Raw genomic sequence first — 17,171 nt, 5'->3', positions numbered from 1 at the left:
CGACAATGGAGAATTCCATGACGCCCGATCATGCGCCCAGCAGTTCCAAAACCTTCACGCTCGTTCCCGAATTCGCGGATGATGCCGCCCAGCGTCAGGTAATTGATGCCGCGGCGGGTCACGGCCCGTTATTGGTCCTTGGTGCGCCGGGAACCGGAAAAACTACCACCTTATTGCGCGCGCTGACCTCACGGCTGGATCGGGGGCTAGACCCAGGCAACCTCTTAGTGCTGGCTCCCACGCGTCTTGGTGCCGCTCAGTTGCGTGATGATCTCTCGGCAAGTACTGATCAGACCTTTTCCGAACCGGCGGTGCGTACCTGGTCCGCGTACGCCTTTGACTTGATTCGTCGAGCACGACTTGATGGACTCCTGCCACAACTACAACGGCCCCCGCGTCTGCTTTCCGGACCGGAACAAGACACGCTCATCGGTCATCTGCTCGAAGGACATGCCCAGGGGTTCACGCCTGGGCCAGCGTGGCCTTCATCGTTGGGTGAAGCCGTGGGAACTCGGGGTTTCCGCAAGGAATTGCGCGAACTTTTTGACAGGGTCTCCGAGCATGGGCTGGACGCCGGTTCGCTGCAGGATCTGGGCGAATCATTGGGGCGTGGCGAATGGGTGGCCGCGGCCCAGTTTTATCAGGAGTATCAGGATCTGCTGGACTTGGGCAGCGCCGAGGCCTTTGACCCGGCCGGGTTGATTGCCCAGGCCGCCTACCTGTTGGAGGCGAACCCCGAATTTTTGGCTACCGAACATCGGCGATTGCACTTGGTGATGGTCGATGACCTGCAAGAGGCAAACCCGGCGCAGCAACGATTGCTTGCCATGCTGGCGCGTGGGCGGGACCTTGTGGCGTTTGCCGTGCCCGATAACGTGGTGCAGGGATTCCGTGGGGCACGCCCGGACTTACTCAATGATTTTTCCGTGCTTCATGGCAGCGATGCCGCGCCTGCGAAGATCATCGAACTTGCCACTAGTTATCGGCTCAATGCCGGGTTGGGCAAGGCCTGGGGGCGGGTTGCCCGGCGCATTCCGCTTTCCGCGGGTGCCGCGGGTCGCACGCTGAACATCGTCGAAGAAATGGTCGATGCGAATCTTGCTGTCACGGGTTCCGCCGATGTTCATGAAGCAACTGGCCTCATGGAGGCCCAAGAGCTAAGCGCAGCACAAGGTGCGGGCCAACTAGACGTGGCAGTTCCGAGCACCGAAGCACTTGAGGTGCTGGTCGTAGATTCGCCCATCCATGAACAACGACTCGTGGCCCAACGCATTCTAGAAGAGCACTTGATGGGGGACCGTCCGCTTGACAGCATGGCCGTGGTGCTACGCAACGGTGGACAAGTGCGTGCCATGGCCAAGTATCTTGCCGGCAACGGAATCGCGGTGAATACGCCACCGGCCGAGACGCCCCTGCGTGAAGAACCAGTGGTGCGCCCGTTGCTGGATTTAATGAGTTTGGCGCTGGATCCGGATGCTGTGCCGGACCCGCTATTGCTCACCGAGCTTTTGATGTCCCGCTATGCAAATGCCACAGCCCTAGATATCCGACGCTTGCGACAGGGGCTACGCAGGCATGAGGTGGCACAGCGCGGGAACCGTTCGAGTGCGGAGCTTTTGACCGGGATGCTCGATGAGCTGGAATTGCTCGAAACCATGGGACGCGAGGCCGCAGGTGCCAGGCGCCTGGCCCGCATGTACCAGGCGCTGAAGGCGGAGCTGGCCTCGGCAAGCGTGAATGCAGAAACCGCTTTGTGGTCCCTGTGGGCGGCAAGTGGCATGAGCGAAAAATGGTCAGCGGCGGCTCTTGAGGGCGGGGTGCTGGGGGAGCGTGCCGATCATGATCTTGATGCGATGCTCGCAATCTTCCAAAGTGCCGAACGCTTTGTTGACCAGCTACCCGGATCCAGTGTGCAACAATTCGTTGACCACGTGTTGGGTCAAGAATTACCCATGGATACGCTCGCTAATCGCGGCGGGTCAGCCGCCTCGGTGCAGGTGCTCACTACCGCCGCGGCGGCGGGACGGCAATGGGATCTGGTGCTGATCCCCGGCATGCAGGAGGGCATCTGGCCCAACACCAAGCTGCGTGGCGAATTACTCGGCGGTGGTGCACTCAGCGATGTCATCGAACACGGGCCACAGATCCTCCCGACGCGAAATATTGCCGCGCGTTTGCGTGAAACGCGCGCCGATGAGCTGCGCACCTTTGCCAACGCGATCTCTCGGGCACGCCAGAAGGTCGTGTGTATTGCGGTGGCCTCCGAGGAGAGTCAACCATCATCATTTTTGGACATTGTGGATCCGGCCGGAGCGGTGGAAAGCCGGCGGCCCATCTTTGTGCCGCGCCCCCGTACGCTCGGCGCGCTGGTTGCCGAGTTACGGCAGGCGGCCGAGGCCACCGCGCTGGATCCGGGACGAGCCCCCTTGCATCACGATGCAGCAAGCGCCCTTGGACTATTGCTCACTGCGCGTCATCGCGTCCGTGGAGTGCACCCGGCAAACTGGTGGGGGTTGGCCCGCGCCACAAGCCAGGGACCTGTCACTGCGCTTGATGCCCCGGCAAAAGTCTCCCCATCAAAGGTCGAATCGGTGATGAATTCGCCGTTGAACTGGTTTGTGCAGGCTGCAGGGGGCGAAGCGGCAACGGACTTTGCCCGCTCCCTGGGCACCCTGGTGCACTCGATTGCCGAAGAACATCCCGAGGCAAGTGGCGGGGAATATCTTGCGGTGCTTGAAACTCGGTGGCCGGAGTTGGAAATGCCGGATAACTGGGAAGGTGCACGGGATAAGGAACGTGCCGAGGCCATGCTGAAAAAACTTGCCCAGTATTCGATCCTCATGAGAGGCGAAAACCGCCGGCTGATTGGTCGCGAGATTGCTTTCGAAGTGGAACTTCACGGGCAGGCGCGCGACGCCTTGCTGCGTGGGGTCGTGGACAGGGTAGAAGTCGATGAGTCGGGCAACCCGTGGGTAGTTGACCTCAAAACAGGTAAATCTCAGCCCAGTGGCAAGGACGTCGCCCGCCACCCACAGCTTGGTGCTTATCAGGCGGCAATCATCAATGGTGCCTTGAGTGGGAAAACGTCCGAGGAACTTTCTACAACACCGGCAGGTGCCTCCCTGGTACAACTAGGAACCAATACCAAGTCCCCGCGGGAGCAGGCACAGCCCGCAATTACCGACGAAGATTGGGCGACTCCGATGGTGCTTGAGGCAGCACGGTTGATGGGAGAGGCCGATTTCCTCTCCCGCCATGACCCGGCACGCGGAGGGCGCAGCGGTAGCAGCTGCCGGCTACCGAGTATTTGCCCGTTGTGCAGCGAAGGAAAACAGGTGACCGAGCCGTGAGCCAGGAACATTCAATGAGCTATGTCGATACAGAGACCATGAACGACGATGCCGCACCGCGCCGAAGTTATACACCGGAGGAGCTATCCGAGCTGCTGGGCCAGCACCAGCCAACGCCCGAACAATCGGCGATTATTTCCTCCCCGCTCGAACCCCTGTTGGTGATTGCCGGTGCCGGGTCGGGCAAGACCGCGACCATGGCCGATCGAGTGATCTGGTTGGTCGCCAACGGGCATGTGCGCCCCGAAGAGATTCTCGGGGTCACCTTCACCCGCAAGGCCGCAGGTGAGTTGGCCCAGCGTATTCGTGGGCAGTTAGAGAAACTTGCCCGCTCCGGGTTGCTGGAACTCGACGAGGGTGAGGGACTGCTCGATCCGTCCGTTTCTACCTATCACTCCTACGCGAACACTATCGTGAAGGAACACGGGCTGCGCATTGGTGTTGAGGCAGATACCGCGCTGCTGGGCACCGCTCAGGCCTGGCAGGTGGCCGCTGGTGTTGTTGAAGCCTATGCGGGGGACTATGAGCACCTGTCATCGAGTAAAAATACGTTGATCGATGCGGTTGTCACCTTTGCCGGGGAATGCGCCGAACACCTGGTAGACCCCGTCTACGCCAAAGATTGGGTTGATCGGCTGGTGGGCGGGCTTGAGGCGTTGCCCTACCGGGTGGATAAGCAGGCGGCACCTTCGGTGGAGGCCCGCAAGTTGTTGGACAAGCTACGCACCCGCTCCACCATTGCCGAACTTGCCGTTGATTATGCCCGGGCCAAGGCCGCACGTGGGGCGCTTGACTATGGGGATCTGGTGGCGCTCGCCGCCCGCATCGCCCGGGATATTCCCGAAGCTTCCGAAGGGGAGCGTGCCAAATTCAAGGTGGTGTTGCTCGATGAATTCCAGGACACTTCGCACGCCCAAATGGTGCTGTTCTCCTGCATCTTTGGTGGCGGGCATGCGTTGACCGCGGTGGGGGATCCTAACCAATCGATCTATGGATTCCGGGGTGCCAGCGCCGGGCAGCTTTTTCGATTCCCCACCGAATTTCCTGCCCGGGATGAAAATGTTGCTGTGGGTGATGCAGATGGGGGAGTTGCTGGCATGCGCCCGGCATCGGTCGCCTACCTGAGTACCGCATGGCGCAACTCCATCAACGTGCTTGAAGGGGCCAACGCGGTCTCCGCGCGGCTGAATGCGGCAAGTGCCACCGGCATTGCCGTGCCCTCGCTGAAACCCAGTGCCTTTGCGCCCGTCGGGATCGTTGAACTTGCCCGCTACGCAACCGGTGCCCAGGAGGCAGCGGCGCTGGCCCAGCGTTTCATGGCCGAGCGGGCCTCATTTATGCGCGAGCACGGCAAGGCTCCATCCATGGCGGTGCTTTGTCGCACCCGTTCGCAGTTGACCCCCATGGCACGCGGACTGGAAGATGCAGGGATCCCGTACGAAATCTTGGGTCTTGGCGGGTTATTGAGCATGCCCGAGGTGACCGATCTGGTAGCAACATTGAACGTGCTGGTAGATCCCAACCGCTCCGATCACTTGCTGCGTTTGATTTCCGGGGCGCGCTGGCGTTTGGGGCCAGCGGATTTGATGGCATTTGCCGACTGGTCACGCTTCCTAGCCAGACGGCGAGAATTTGCGCTCAAGGATGGTGGGGTAGAGAACCTTGAACAGCCCGAGGGCACCGAGGAAGTGATTCGTGGCGAAGCCCGCGCCGAACTCAACGATGCGGCAAGTCTAGTTGAGGCGCTGGATTATTTGCCGCATGCCGATTGGGTTTCCGGGGACGGCCGGGCACTATCGGCCGAAGCCTTGACCCGACTGACCAGGTTGCGCGATGAGCTGCGCTACCTGCGTGGCTTCATCGATGATGACCTTGAAACGCTGCTGCGCGAGACCGAACGCACCATGGGGCTTGACCTTGAGGTGGCGGCGAAGCCGGGGGTCGGTATTCATGAGGCGCGTCGTCACCTTGATGCGTTTGCCGATATTGCCCAGGATTATGCACGTTCCTCATTGCGCGTTGACCTTGCCGGGTTTTTGACCTGGTTGGAGGCAGCCGCGGAGAAGGAGGGCGGGCTTGCCATCGTGCCGGGGGAATCAAACCCCGAGGCCGTGCAATTACTGACCATCCACGCCTCCAAGGGCCTTGAATGGGATGTTGTGGCGGTCACCGGAATGAACGATGGGGTGTTCCCCAGCGCGAACGATTCGCGCTGGACCAGTGGGGATGCGGCGCTGCCGTGGCCGTTGCGCGGAGATAAGCATGATCTTCCGCAATGGGACACCGACCAGGAGTCGCTCTTTGACGCGGTGAAAGCCGAGGGCGCCTTCAAATCCGAGGTCTTGGCACATGCCGAAATGGAGGAACGTCGCCTGGCCTACGTGGCGCTAACCCGCGCCAAGAGCCTGTTGATTTGTTCGGCGACAGTATGGACCGGAACCCGAACCAAGATGACTGCACCTTCCGGGTTCCTGAGGGATATGTTGCCGCTGGCCGAAGGTCCGACCCCGGCAGCCAAGATGACCACCTGGGTCGAGGATGAGGATGCACCGGAGGCCAATCCGTTCCGTGAGGAACCCCTGGAAGCGCGGTGGCCTTATGACCCGTTGGAAGGTCCAGAGGTTGTGGGTGGCGGGGTAGTGCGTCCACGCGCCCCCGGACGGCGTGCGGCACTCGAGGCTGCGGCGCGCTCGGTATTTATTGCTGCAGGATTTTCGGTTCCCGAATATTTGCAGGTTCCTGAGAGTGAACCGCAGAATGGGGTCCTTGGAGACAGCGTTGCCGAGCTTGAAGAGAATCCTGAGCATGATGATGTTGCGATTGAGCCTGCCCCGGTCCAAGAAAGCGAAGCCCAAGATGCAACAGATCAAGAGCTAGCCTCCCAGACCTGGCAGACACCTATTGGTCAGGGGTGGTTGAAGGAAACCACGATGTTGTTGGCCAGAATGGAAAAAGAAGCCAAGGAGGTGCGAGTCACCAGCGTGCCTCAGCACGTGCGTGCCTCGGTTTTCGTTGAGCTTGCCACGGATGCGCAGTCAGTCCTCGATGAGTTGCGCCGCCCGGTGCCGCGTCGCCCCGGTACCGCAGCACGTCGAGGCACAGCGTTCCACGCCTGGCTCGAAGAGTACTTCGATTCCACCGGAATGCTAGATCTTGGTGAATATATGGGTGCCGCCGATGCGTATATTGATGACGCACTGGATCTTGAAGAGATGAAGGAAGCCTTCCTGAAATCCGAGTGGGCAGACCGCCAACCGGCCCACGTTGAGGCCGCCATCGAAACCAGGATTGGTCCGGTGAGCGTGCGCGGGCGCATCGATGCCGTGTTCAAGGAGGCCGATGGCTCCTGGTTGCTAGTCGACTGGAAAACCGGGCGGGTGCCGCGCGGGGATGATCTGCGCAGTAAATCTCTGCAGCTTGCCGTGTACAGGTTGGGCTGGGCGCGCCTGCTGGGAGTCGACGTGGCACAGGTGCGCGCGGCATTCTACTATGTGGGTTCGGGTATCACCATTAGGCCGCATGATTTGGCCGAGGAAACAGAGCTCGAGGCACTGATCACCGAATCGATGAGCCAACTCAACGGATAAATTAACCGGTGCCTGAGAATAATGATGAATGGGGGCGGCGCTGAACTTTTACAGTTCTCCATCGCCCCCATTGCGCGTGGCACCACCATTGGCTATGATTGGCCGCGCATACGGAATCGAGCGTTACTTCGAATCATCCGGCTGGATGGGAATCGCTGTGGTATCCGGATCCACTTCGGTGCTTGTGGGATTTTCGGTTGGGCTGGAGGGCACCGCTGGGGTCGTGGTGGGCTTGGCCGGAATCGCAGATGACGCAGCAACAGGTTTAGGAGCCTGAACCGGCGGAGCCGGGGTGCCTGGCACGGCGGTAACCGGAGCCGGAACGATGCGCATGGCATTGGTTGCCGGTTCCGATTCTTCCGCAGCAGATACCTGGTTGTTTGACGGGATCTGGGTAACTGGAACCGCAGACCGCGCGGCAGCAACCGGGGATGGCGCAGAAGGCGCACTGGCCGCGGATGGCCCACTGGCCGGTGAAGATCCCGAACGCGCGGAGGCCGTCACGGGAGCGGGGGCAACAACGGAAGGCGCAGGCCGCGTCATCCGTGGTGGCTCAACAACGCTAATGGGCTGCCCACCGTATTCGGCAATATCGGTATCGAGCTCTTCGAGCATGGTTTTGGCCTCGCTCACGCGTTGGCTATCGCCACCGGAGATGGCCTTGACCAGCCACTGGGCCAACGCAAACTCGGCGGCAAGCGCGGCGCGACGCATAATATGTGGATCGGCACGATCCCCACGCACGGCAACATAGCTTTCGAATGCCGCATCGGCAAATGATTGCTCATGCACCGCGGCAAGCCAAGCAAAATCATCGGCCGGGTCACCTACCTGCAGGTCGGTCCACCCGGTGACGGCAACAACTTTTGAGTCTTCAACGAGCAGCTGATCCTCATGCAAATCCCCGTGAATGACCGTTGCATTGAAACGCCACAGCGCGACATCCTCAAGTGCGTGCTCCCAACGACGCAGCAACCTCGCGGGAATCATCCCGGTGGTGGCCGCGGCATCAAGTTCATTGAGCCGACGTTGGCGTACCTGCTCCGAGCTGTAGGAAGGCAGATCCGCACGGTCAATCGCTGATTCGGGCATTGAATGGATAGCTGCCATCACCGCACCGAGGTCCTTGGCACAGCGTGAACCGAGACCTACCAGGTCTTCGAGCGAATACTGTTTGCCCGGCAGATGGTTATAGACGAAGGTGCGCAGCGAGCCCTGACGGACCGTGCCGGCTACCGAAGGCAATTGAAAAGGTAATGAGGCGCGGATGCCAGCGGAAAAAGCACGCAGGGCTGCAAGCTCGGATTCCAAACGGATGGAAGCCTCTTCATGGCGCGGTGAACGCACACGCCAACGATTTTTTGCGGCGTCAACAATGAGCACCGAATCAAAATCGTCGGCATCATCCGGTAGCGAGGCGACGCCTGTGGGCGCCAAACCGGGCACCGCAGCTGTTGCGATGGCAGCGAGTTCCATGGGAGAGCGTTTCACATCCTCCACCGTAGACCGCCGCCGCCGTTGATGCGCTACGGTGTGGCGGCGAGTCGTACGTTTTGAGCATAATGCCAGGTTTTTTCTTGATACGAAGGCGCTGCCGGCAACGATTTTCCACTCTCCTGAGACCCAACTCGCAGCTACCGAGCAAGAAACATATTTCGGGGGGTGCGCAACACTATGCCGGTACCCCGGGTGAATGCGCGAGTGGTGAACAGTACTGCGTGAAACTAGGTAATGCGGGGCGAGGATCAGTACGGTTAGAAGTATGAATGAAAAAGCGTTGAGCACCGCCACCAGCTACCCGGCACTAGGTGCCCTGCCGCTATCGCGTGAAAGCGTGGATCGGCGCTGTGAACAACGTACCGATCCCCAATGGCTGCAGTCCTTAGCAGATGACCCGAGCACCGGGTACCTGATTCTTATCGGTGGTCGAGCGCTGATCCGTGAAGGGGCCCTGGAATTGGTCTCCCGTGCCCAGCTTCCGGATGGCGGCATCGAAATATATTTGGGTTTCGATGGGGAACGCGAAATTGTGCTTCATAGTTTCCGGGAAGACCCGGCGGAACTGACCGTTGCGCACGAGGGGCATGACCCGGGGGAATGGTTGGGTCTGCGCGATGTTGCGGCAGGGCTTTCGGCACGCGATGCGGGACTCTTCGTTGAGGCCGTAGCCATTGCCAACTGGAATCACTCGATGCTTTTTTGCCCACGCTGCGGCCACGGACTTGTTTCAAGCGTCTCGGGCTGGGTGAAGGTGTGCAGCAATGACGGATCGGAACATTTCCCACGCACCGACCCGGCAATCATCGTGGCAATTACCGATGCCCAGGACAGGCTGCTGCTGGGGGCCAACGCGCAATGGGGCAACAAACGATTCTCCACCCTCGCCGGATTTGTTGAACCGGGCGAATCCCTTGAAGCGGCGGTGATCCGAGAAGTTGCCGAAGAATCTGGGGTACAGGTGAGCAACCCGCGTTACATGGGTTCCCAGCCTTGGCCCTTCCCGTGTTCGCTAATGCTTGGCTTTAGGGCCACTGCCACCGGCACCGAGCTGCGCCCCGATGGGGTGGAGATCATTGATCTGCGCTGGTTTACCCGTGAAGAGCTGGCCGCTGATGTTCGTTCCGGTGCCATTGGGGTGCCCGCTGGGGTCTCGATTGCCAGTGCGCTGATTGAAGACTGGTACGGCGGCGCGTTGCCCGAGCCAGAACATTTGGAGAACTAAGCATCGTGAGTTCCCTTGAAGAGCGCATCCTTGCAGGTCTTGATGCCGAGCAACGTCAGGTGGCCACCACACTGACCGGGCCGCTGTGTGTGCTTGCCGGTGCAGGAACCGGTAAGACAAGGGCCATCACCCACCGCATCGCCTACGGTGTGCACTCCGGGGTGTACAAGCCAAGTTCGCTTCTTGCGGTGACCTTCACGGCGCGTGCCGCGGCAGAAATGCGGTCCCGGCTACGCGAGTTGGGGGCTGGAGCAGTTCAGACCCGCACCTTCCACGCCGCTGCATTGCGCCAATTACAATACTTTTGGCCCCAGGCCATCGGCGGCCAGCTTCCTGGACTAGTCGATTACAAGGCACCACTGATTACCGAGGCCGCCCGCCGCCTGCGCACTAACGCGGACCGGGCAACGGTGCGGGATTTGGCAAGTGAAATTGAATGGGCCAAGGTCTCAATGCTCACTCCGGAAAGCTATGTTGCTGCAGCAACCGACCGGGGGCAGCCCGGCGGGCTGGACACCACCACCGTGGCACGGATCTTCCAGTCCTATGAGGATGTGAAAACCGATAGGCAATTCATCGACTTTGAGGATGTGTTGCTGCTAACCGTTGCCATTCTCGAGGACGATGAGCGGGTTGCCGCATCGGTGCGTGAACAATACAGGCATTTCGTCGTCGATGAGTATCAGGACGTTTCCCCGCTCCAACAACGACTGCTGGATCTGTGGCTTGGCGGGCGCGATGAGCTGTGCGTGGTGGGGGACGCAAGCCAGACCATTTATTCATTCACCGGTGCTACCCCACGACACCTGCTGGATTTCCCGTCCAAATACGAGCAAGCGCCGGTGGTGAAGCTCGTGCGTGATTATCGTTCCACCCCGCAGGTGGTGCACCTTGCCAACCAGGTCTTAGCCGCCCGATTCCCGGAACCCGGAGTTCCGGATCGAAACATCCATTGGCCCGAGCCACTAGAACTGATTGCCCAACGTGATCCGGGCCCGCCCCCGGCCTTTATTGAGGCCAAGGACGATGAAGCGGAGGCAGCAGAGGTCGCTGCGCGGATTAAGAAACTCTTGGCATCAGGCACTCCGGCTTCCGAAATTGCCATCCTGTACCGCACCAATGGTCAGTCTGAAGCCTACGAACAGGCACTGACCTCCGCCGGCATCGGCTACCTGCTCCGAGGCGGGGAACGATTTTTTGCCCGCCGTGAGGTACGCGATGCGATGCTGCAATTACGTTCGGCATCCCGCGCCGCATCTACAGATCCGGTTCCGCAACTGACCCGCGACATTCTGATCTCGCTGGGATACAGCAATATCGCCCCCACCGGTGGGGGAGCGGTGCGTGAAAAATGGGAATCGCTCTCCGCTCTTGTGGGTCTGGCCGATGAAATGGCAGAGGCTCGTAAGGACGCCGAGACCCCCTTCACGCTTCACGCCTTTGTTAGCGAACTTGAAGAACGTGCGGCAAGCCAGCACGCACCAACCATCCAGGGCGTCACCCTGGCCTCGCTCCACGCGGCAAAGGGCCTTGAATGGGATGCGGTCTTCCTGGTGGGGATCTCCGAGGGTCTGATGCCGATCTCCTTTGCCGAAGATCAGGCCGGGTACGACGAAGAACGTCGACTTCTCTATGTGGGGATCACCCGTGCCCGCATTCACCTCACCCTTTCCTGGTCGCTGGCCCGTACCCCTGGGGGGCGTGCACATCGACGCCCCTCACGCTTCCTTGATGGGCTACGTCCGGCCGGAAGTTCACGGGCCCAAAGCGCCGCACGCCCCGTCAAACGTCGTGTGTTGGCCGGCCCACCAACCTGCAGGAACTGTGGGGCACTGCTCAGCAGCGCCACCGAACGCAAGCTCAGGCGTTGCGGTAATTGCCCGGCCGGGTATGACGAAGCGGTATTCGAAAACTTGCGAACCTGGCGCTTACAGGTGGCGCAGGCAAATTCCTTGCCAGCCTTTGTCATTTTTACCGATGCCACACTGATGGCCATCGCCGAAGAGAACCCAACAGATCTTCCCGGTTTGGGGATGGTCTCCGGAGTTGGCGCAAACAAACTTGAGCGTTATGGCGATGCGGTGCTTAAGATCCTGGGCGAAGGAACCTAAATAGTTCTTTTACCGTTTCAGGCCGCCTGCTGACCCAAGCACGTACACCCGGTACGTACCCGGGCTGGCACCTGGCTTGTAGCCCCGGTGGCCAGATCGATGATCAACATGTTTTCTGCTGCTGCAGGAATATTGATCTGATCCAACGCCATCAATACTTGTGTAGCAACGCTCCCAGCAGTTGTTGCTGCCAACGATGACTCGGGCTTCACCGCATCATGATGCCCAAAGTGTTCACCGGGAGGAACAATGCGCAGCGTTGGATCACATTGTTCCCACGCGCATCCAGCGCAGATTGTCAGTCCGGGTATCACCAGCGGGCCAATCCGCACCCCGGCATCGGTGAATAGTACGGGAATGAGCCGATCGTCTTCTGGGAGATCTGACAGGCGTGGGAGCATGGTCCCGGCGATGACTACCGCCAAATCGACAGCCGGGGCAAGCGGCTCGCGCATGCTCGTCTCGGCAACTATCAGACGTGGATGATTGCGTTGAAGCGACTGAGCAAGTGCACGTACTCGTCGTTGTCCAACCGATCCAATACCCGTGGTGCCAGCCCCTACATCCTGGGCGGACATCAAGAACGGATCACACAGTAGCAGCGATCCAATACCCGAGGCGGCAAGGATGCCAGCCAGCAGCTGACCGGTACGTCCCAGCCCATGAATTGCTATACGTGCAACTAAACGGTTTGCTAAGACGGGAGCCGCATCAAGTTCATATGCGGCAGACCATTGCAATACATCCGGGTTGAGCCGTGAATCGCTAGGCGTCAGTGGTTTAGTAGTATTCCTGCCCCCACGCTTGCTGTTCCTCAGCCTTAGAGCCGGGTCAATGGAGCTACTGTGGGAGCCTGCCGACGCAGCAGAGGTATCGTGGCGGTGCTGGAGCTGGGTCTGGGCCAACGGTTCAGATGAGTTTGCAGCACTGCTCGATGCCAACGCCGTTCCAACAGCGGGTAAGGCACGTGAATTGGTGGGCCCTTGCCCCGGCGCTAAAGAAATCTGGCTACCTGTGTGGCCATGCTTCTTTGCCTGTGCGTAGCTGGTATCTATCTCGTGATCAGCTGTTGCTTGAGTGATGCTGGCGCTCGATGGAGGAATCGGCACCGAAGGTTGTGGCCCGCTAATTTGTTCTTCAATAAGTACAGGACCAAGAGCCGAAAGAATTGCGTGTTGGCGTTCGGAACTAAGCGCCGAGGGCATGTGGGCGGAAGTGGGTGGTTCTGTCCCGCACAGGGAAAGCACGAATTCTTGTTCGTCAACGTTTAGTCCAGTTATCCACCGGGCCCGATGCCCGGTGCCAATCTGGATGGTGCCCTGAACTAAGCTGAGTACCTGTAAACCCGGGTTGATTCTCATAGTGGCCGTTTCCCCTTTCATACCGCGAATGCGAATTTGATTTCACAGTTATCGTGACACCACGGTGCCCCGGTTCTACAGCTATCCACAGCCCCGGGCGGGCAAGTGTGAAAGGAATGAACATGCCAACTCACCCATCGGTCATTGAGTTCGTCAATGATGCTGGAACACCCATCCGTGTGCGACGTTCGGTCAAACGCCAGAAGACCATCTCCGCTGCGTGGAAAGATGGAACCATGGTGGTTTCCGTTCCAGCAGCCTTGACCCACGATGCCGAGCGGACCCTGGTGCTGGACATGGTTAAGAAATTAGAGAAGAAAATGGCACGGGTATCCATGCCCGATGCTGATGCGGTGCTGTTCAAACGGGCTAGGGCGATGGACGAAGCGCTTTTTGACGGCGTTGCTGCGCCAACATCGGTACGCTGGGTGACCAATCAAAACACTCGGTGGGGATCGGCATCGCTGCGTAGCCGGCGAATTCGGCTTTCCGTTAGGTTGCGCACCATGCCCCAATATGTTCAGGACTACGTCCTTGCACATGAACTTGCACACCTGGTAGAACCTCGGGACGGCCATGGGGCACGGTTTAAAGCGGTCCTAGCGCGTTACCCAAGGGTGCATGATGCAAACATTTTTCTCTCCGGCGTTAGCCACGGCTATGCGACAAGGAGTGGTCATGGAGAGCCGGGGGCAACACCGGGGTATGGATTGCCTTTGGGCGAAGATGAAGATTTTGATGATGTCGATGAATTTTCGTTCGATCACTCCTAGCGGTGGGACCTCAAAGGAGTATTCTTAGGGCTTTCGAAGGAAGCAAGTCCAATCGTCAATGGCCGAGAGCCGAGCGGTTTCTGCTATAGAAAGGTGCTCGGCTCCCGGCCATGTATTTAGCGTCTAGGTGATGCCCAAGCGCCAATTATGGCGTAGGGCTACGCGACGGGTACTACTTGGAATCTGGATCCTGCGGGGCATCGGGGTTGGTAACATCGTCGCCGGTGTCTTCAGGGGTATCGAATCCGCCGTCGAGTAGTTTGCTTAGCGCAGCATCGATGTCATCCATGCTGGCCTCGGCAAGCTCACGTCGTGAGGTGAACCCACTAGGATCTTGCAAATCCTCGCTGGTGGGCATCAGATCTGGGTGAGCCCAAATGGCATCTCTGCCTTCCTGACCGCGTTCTTCAAGCAGGTGCGCCCACAGCGCTGCGGCCTCGCGCAAACGGCGTGGGCGCAACTCCAACCCAACAAGGGAAGCGAAAGCATTTTCCGCCGGGCCGCCACTTGCGCGCCGGCGACGAATTGTTTCACGTAACTTACCGGCACTGGGGAGGTTGATGGCAGCGGCTGCCACCACCTCATCGACCCAGCCTTCAATCAGGGCGAGCACCAGTTCAAGTTTTTGTAGAGCGGCATCCTGAGCGGGGGTTCGCTGCGGCATGAATAGCCCCTCACCCATCAGCGATTGCATTGATTCGGGGTTCATCGGATCAATATCACGGACAGCTTCTTCAATACGAGACATATCGATATGGATGCCGCGGGCGTATGCCTCGACCGAGGAGATCACCGTGGAACGTAGCCATGGCACACGGGTGAAGAGCCGTGAGTGCGCGCATTCGCGTAGCGCAGCAAAGAGCAGGATTTCCTGCTCTTCGACCTCAAGACCCTCACCAAACTTGGCAAGGTTCGTTGGTACGAGTGCCGGTGTTGAGCCAGCTAGCGGCAGACCGATGTCGGTTGCGCCAAGCACGTCCTTGGCCAGGCCGCCAACTGCTGTGCCAAGCTGCATTCCAAACATGGTTCCGCCCAGGGACTGCAACATTCCTTGGGCACCGCCAAGCATTGAACGCATTTCTTCGGGCACCTGCTCGGTGAGCGTGGTGGTGATTGCCTTACCCACGGATTCGGCAACTGGCTCGGTCAGCGCTTTCCAGACCGGCATTGTCTTTTCCACCCATTCGGCCCTTGAAAGTGCTCGGCAGGTACTGCCGTCTCCTTCAAAGGTGGTGGCAGCATCAAGCCATAGATTGGCAAGCTGTGCAGCATTAGCAATTGCGGAGGCACGAGTCGCGGAGATTGATGGATCATCGCCGGCGATTGCCTGCCGCGCAGTGTCGGTGGCCATCTTCCAGTTCACCGGGCCAGTGCCACCTTGTTGCATGGCGGCCATCATGGCCTGCGCCTGCTTCATCATGTGTGCCATGGCGTCGGGGTTGTTGCCCAGACCCATGGCTTCGCCAAAGCCGGCGGGAAGATTTTTGGGGTCGAATCCTCCGGCGCCGCCAAAGAGCGAGCCGAACATCTCGGAGAACGGATCCTTGGGGTTCTCCTCTTCGTTGCCGGAGTCATCTGGTCGGTTTGATGGGGGATTCTCAGCCATGCTTAAACGGTACCCCGGCGAAGGGGTTTCCCCGCAGGAACAGTGAAGTCAGTTCGCTGTGGGCACATCGGAGAATGCTGTGAACCAAGGCGCCAGATACGCAATCTCGTGGAAGCAGTGTTCCGGGGCTTGTAGGCTTGAGTGCGTGCCGGGCAGCTAGCTTCCACGGCGCTAAACCCTAATATTGTGCTGGGTGACCCCCTGGTGCATAGCGAAAGAGGAAAAGTGCCGGCAGTGCAAGAACCATTAGAACCGTTGGAGCACGGTACTGCTGCATCCCCGGCACACAAGCAAACAGGGGAGCCGTCGGCACATCCATCGATGCGTGAACGGTTGAGCAGCGTGAGGCATCTTGGCCAGCACCAGGGCAAAAGTATTGCCGGATGGCTGGTGATCGGGATTCTCGTGATCAGTCTGGTGATCCCCACGCACTTTGTTGTTGAATCCGCAGGACCAACGCTAAATACGTTGGGCAAAGTTGATAACACTCAATTAGTGAGCATTACCGGTAAACCCACGTTTCCCACTAGCGGCGAACTGGATATGACCACCGTGTACGTTCAGGGCGGTGGGCAGCGACGGCTTCCCTTCCTGAGCGTGCTGGCAGGCTGGATCAGCCCCAAAGAAGATGTCATTCCCGAAGAAATGGTGTTGCCACGCGGAATCACAACGGAGCAGCAAACCGAACAAAATACCGTGCTGATGGACGACTCCCAGCAGCTGTCCACCGCCGCTGCCTTGCATGAACTGAAAATTCCGTTTACTTCCACGCTCAGTGTTGCCGGGTTCGCCACCGACCTGAACGCCCACCAGCTCAAAGTTGGAGATAAGCTCCAGCGCATCAACGGGAAACAGATCAAAGATCTCGAGATGCTCAAGGGCGCATTGCAGGGCGCGGGGGACCAGCCAAGCACGTTAGACATTTTGCGCGATGACAAACCCCTGAGCGTCACGGTAACGACCACTGCAGGTGAGGAGGGCCAACGCCAATTGGGAATCTTGTTGGGAAATGGTTTTGATTTTCCGGTGGACGTGAAGTTTGGATTGGAAAACGTTGGTGGTCCAAGCGCCGGAATGATGTTCGCTCTTGCCATCGTTGACCAGCTGACCGAGGGAAAACTGACCGGCGGAAAACACTTTGCCGGGACCGGGGCTATTACAGCCGATGGAAAAGTGCAACCCATTGGTGGCATTGCGCAGAAAATGATTGGTGCCAAACAAAATGGTGCCCGAGTCTTCCTAGCACCGGCGGATAACTGTGCCGATGTTGCCGGTCGTGTACCGGAAGGCCTGAAAGTGGTGAAGGTTGCGACCTTGGCCGAGGCACGTAAAGCAGTTGAAGGAATCGGAACGGGCCAAGATCCTGCATCGTTCCCAACCTGCACGTGAGACTTGCCAGTAAACACTCAGCTTTGGGGTATTTCGGCGTGTTTTAGCGCCAAAGCATCACAATTTGTTCACTATTGACGATTATTAGCCCATAGCATTCCGCGCTTACGCTCCTAGCAAGGCAGAATGGGAGACAAAGTCATGTTTCCAGGTGCGACAAGTGCGCGCTGAAATCGTTTCAACGGTGAGGTAAAAATTGAGTTTTGGTACCGGTAGTCCCTTCGGAGGCCCCCCGAGGGGTCCCGAGGAACAGCCCAGCCCGCAACAACATC

The 17,171-nt window shown here is 59.1% G+C and carries 9 protein-coding genes; 6 read left to right on the top strand and 3 right to left on the bottom strand.

Features of this window, described 5'->3' with window-relative positions; all coding sequences use genetic code 11:
• Positions 1-17: 17 nt before the first annotated feature.
• Positions 18-3,350, top strand: a complete 3,333-nt coding sequence (locus CQ018_RS01165) for an ATP-dependent DNA helicase (RefSeq protein WP_258142356.1) — start codon at positions 18-20, stop codon at positions 3,348-3,350.
• Positions 3,347-6,937 carry an ATP-dependent DNA helicase gene (locus CQ018_RS01160; RefSeq protein ID WP_258142355.1) on the top strand — a complete coding sequence of 1,197 codons (3,591 nt, stop codon included), beginning with the start codon at positions 3,347-3,349 and terminating at the stop codon, positions 6,935-6,937. Before CQ018_RS01165 ends, CQ018_RS01160 begins: the two co-directional genes overlap by 4 nt.
• Before the next feature lie 123 nt (positions 6,938-7,060).
• Here CQ018_RS01160 and CQ018_RS01150 read toward each other — a convergent pair whose 3' ends face one another.
• On the bottom strand, positions 7,061-8,428 hold the full coding sequence (locus tag CQ018_RS01150; RefSeq protein ID WP_258142354.1) for a macrolide 2'-phosphotransferase: 1,368 nt from the start codon (positions 8,426-8,428) through the stop codon (positions 7,061-7,063).
• 271 nt (positions 8,429-8,699) lie between these two features.
• On the opposite strand from CQ018_RS01150, the gene nudC reads away from it, so the two are divergent.
• Positions 8,700-9,659, top strand: a complete 960-nt coding sequence (gene nudC / locus CQ018_RS01145; RefSeq protein ID WP_105548144.1) for an NAD(+) diphosphatase — start codon at positions 8,700-8,702, stop codon at positions 9,657-9,659.
• Positions 9,660-9,661: 2 nt separating this feature from the next.
• A complete protein-coding gene (locus tag CQ018_RS01140; RefSeq protein WP_105548143.1) occupies positions 9,662-11,770 on the top strand; it encodes an ATP-dependent DNA helicase UvrD2 in 2,109 nt (702 codons plus the stop codon).
• A 17-nt stretch (positions 11,771-11,787) separates the two neighbouring features.
• On the opposite strand, the gene CQ018_RS01135 is transcribed toward CQ018_RS01140, so the two are convergent.
• On the bottom strand, positions 11,788-13,131 hold the full coding sequence (locus CQ018_RS01135; RefSeq protein WP_105548142.1) for a hypothetical protein: 1,344 nt from the start codon (positions 13,129-13,131) through the stop codon (positions 11,788-11,790).
• 122 nt (positions 13,132-13,253) lie between these two features.
• Between CQ018_RS01135 and CQ018_RS01130 the strand changes: the two genes are divergently transcribed.
• Entirely contained in the window at positions 13,254-13,904 is a 651-nt protein-coding gene (locus CQ018_RS01130; RefSeq protein WP_181149679.1) for a M48 family metallopeptidase, read from the top strand.
• 172 nt (positions 13,905-14,076) lie between these two features.
• Here CQ018_RS01130 and CQ018_RS01125 read toward each other — a convergent pair whose 3' ends face one another.
• Positions 14,077-15,510, bottom strand: coding sequence for a zinc-dependent metalloprotease (locus CQ018_RS01125; protein ID WP_105548140.1), 1,434 nt, complete (start codon positions 15,508-15,510; stop codon positions 14,077-14,079).
• Between the two features lie 234 nt (positions 15,511-15,744).
• Between CQ018_RS01125 and CQ018_RS01120 the strand changes: the two genes are divergently transcribed.
• Positions 15,745-16,899: a PDZ domain-containing protein gene (locus tag CQ018_RS01120; protein WP_146111786.1), complete on the top strand. Its 1,155-nt coding sequence runs from the start codon at positions 15,745-15,747 to the stop codon at positions 16,897-16,899.
• Positions 16,900-17,171 lie beyond the last annotated feature (272 nt).

This window comes from Arthrobacter sp. MYb227, assembly GCF_002975435.1.
Classification (GTDB): Bacteria; Actinomycetota; Actinomycetes; order Actinomycetales; family Micrococcaceae; genus Paeniglutamicibacter.
The sequence above is the reverse complement of the archived record's forward strand: the minus strand, read 5'-3'. Positions and strand labels throughout refer to the sequence as shown.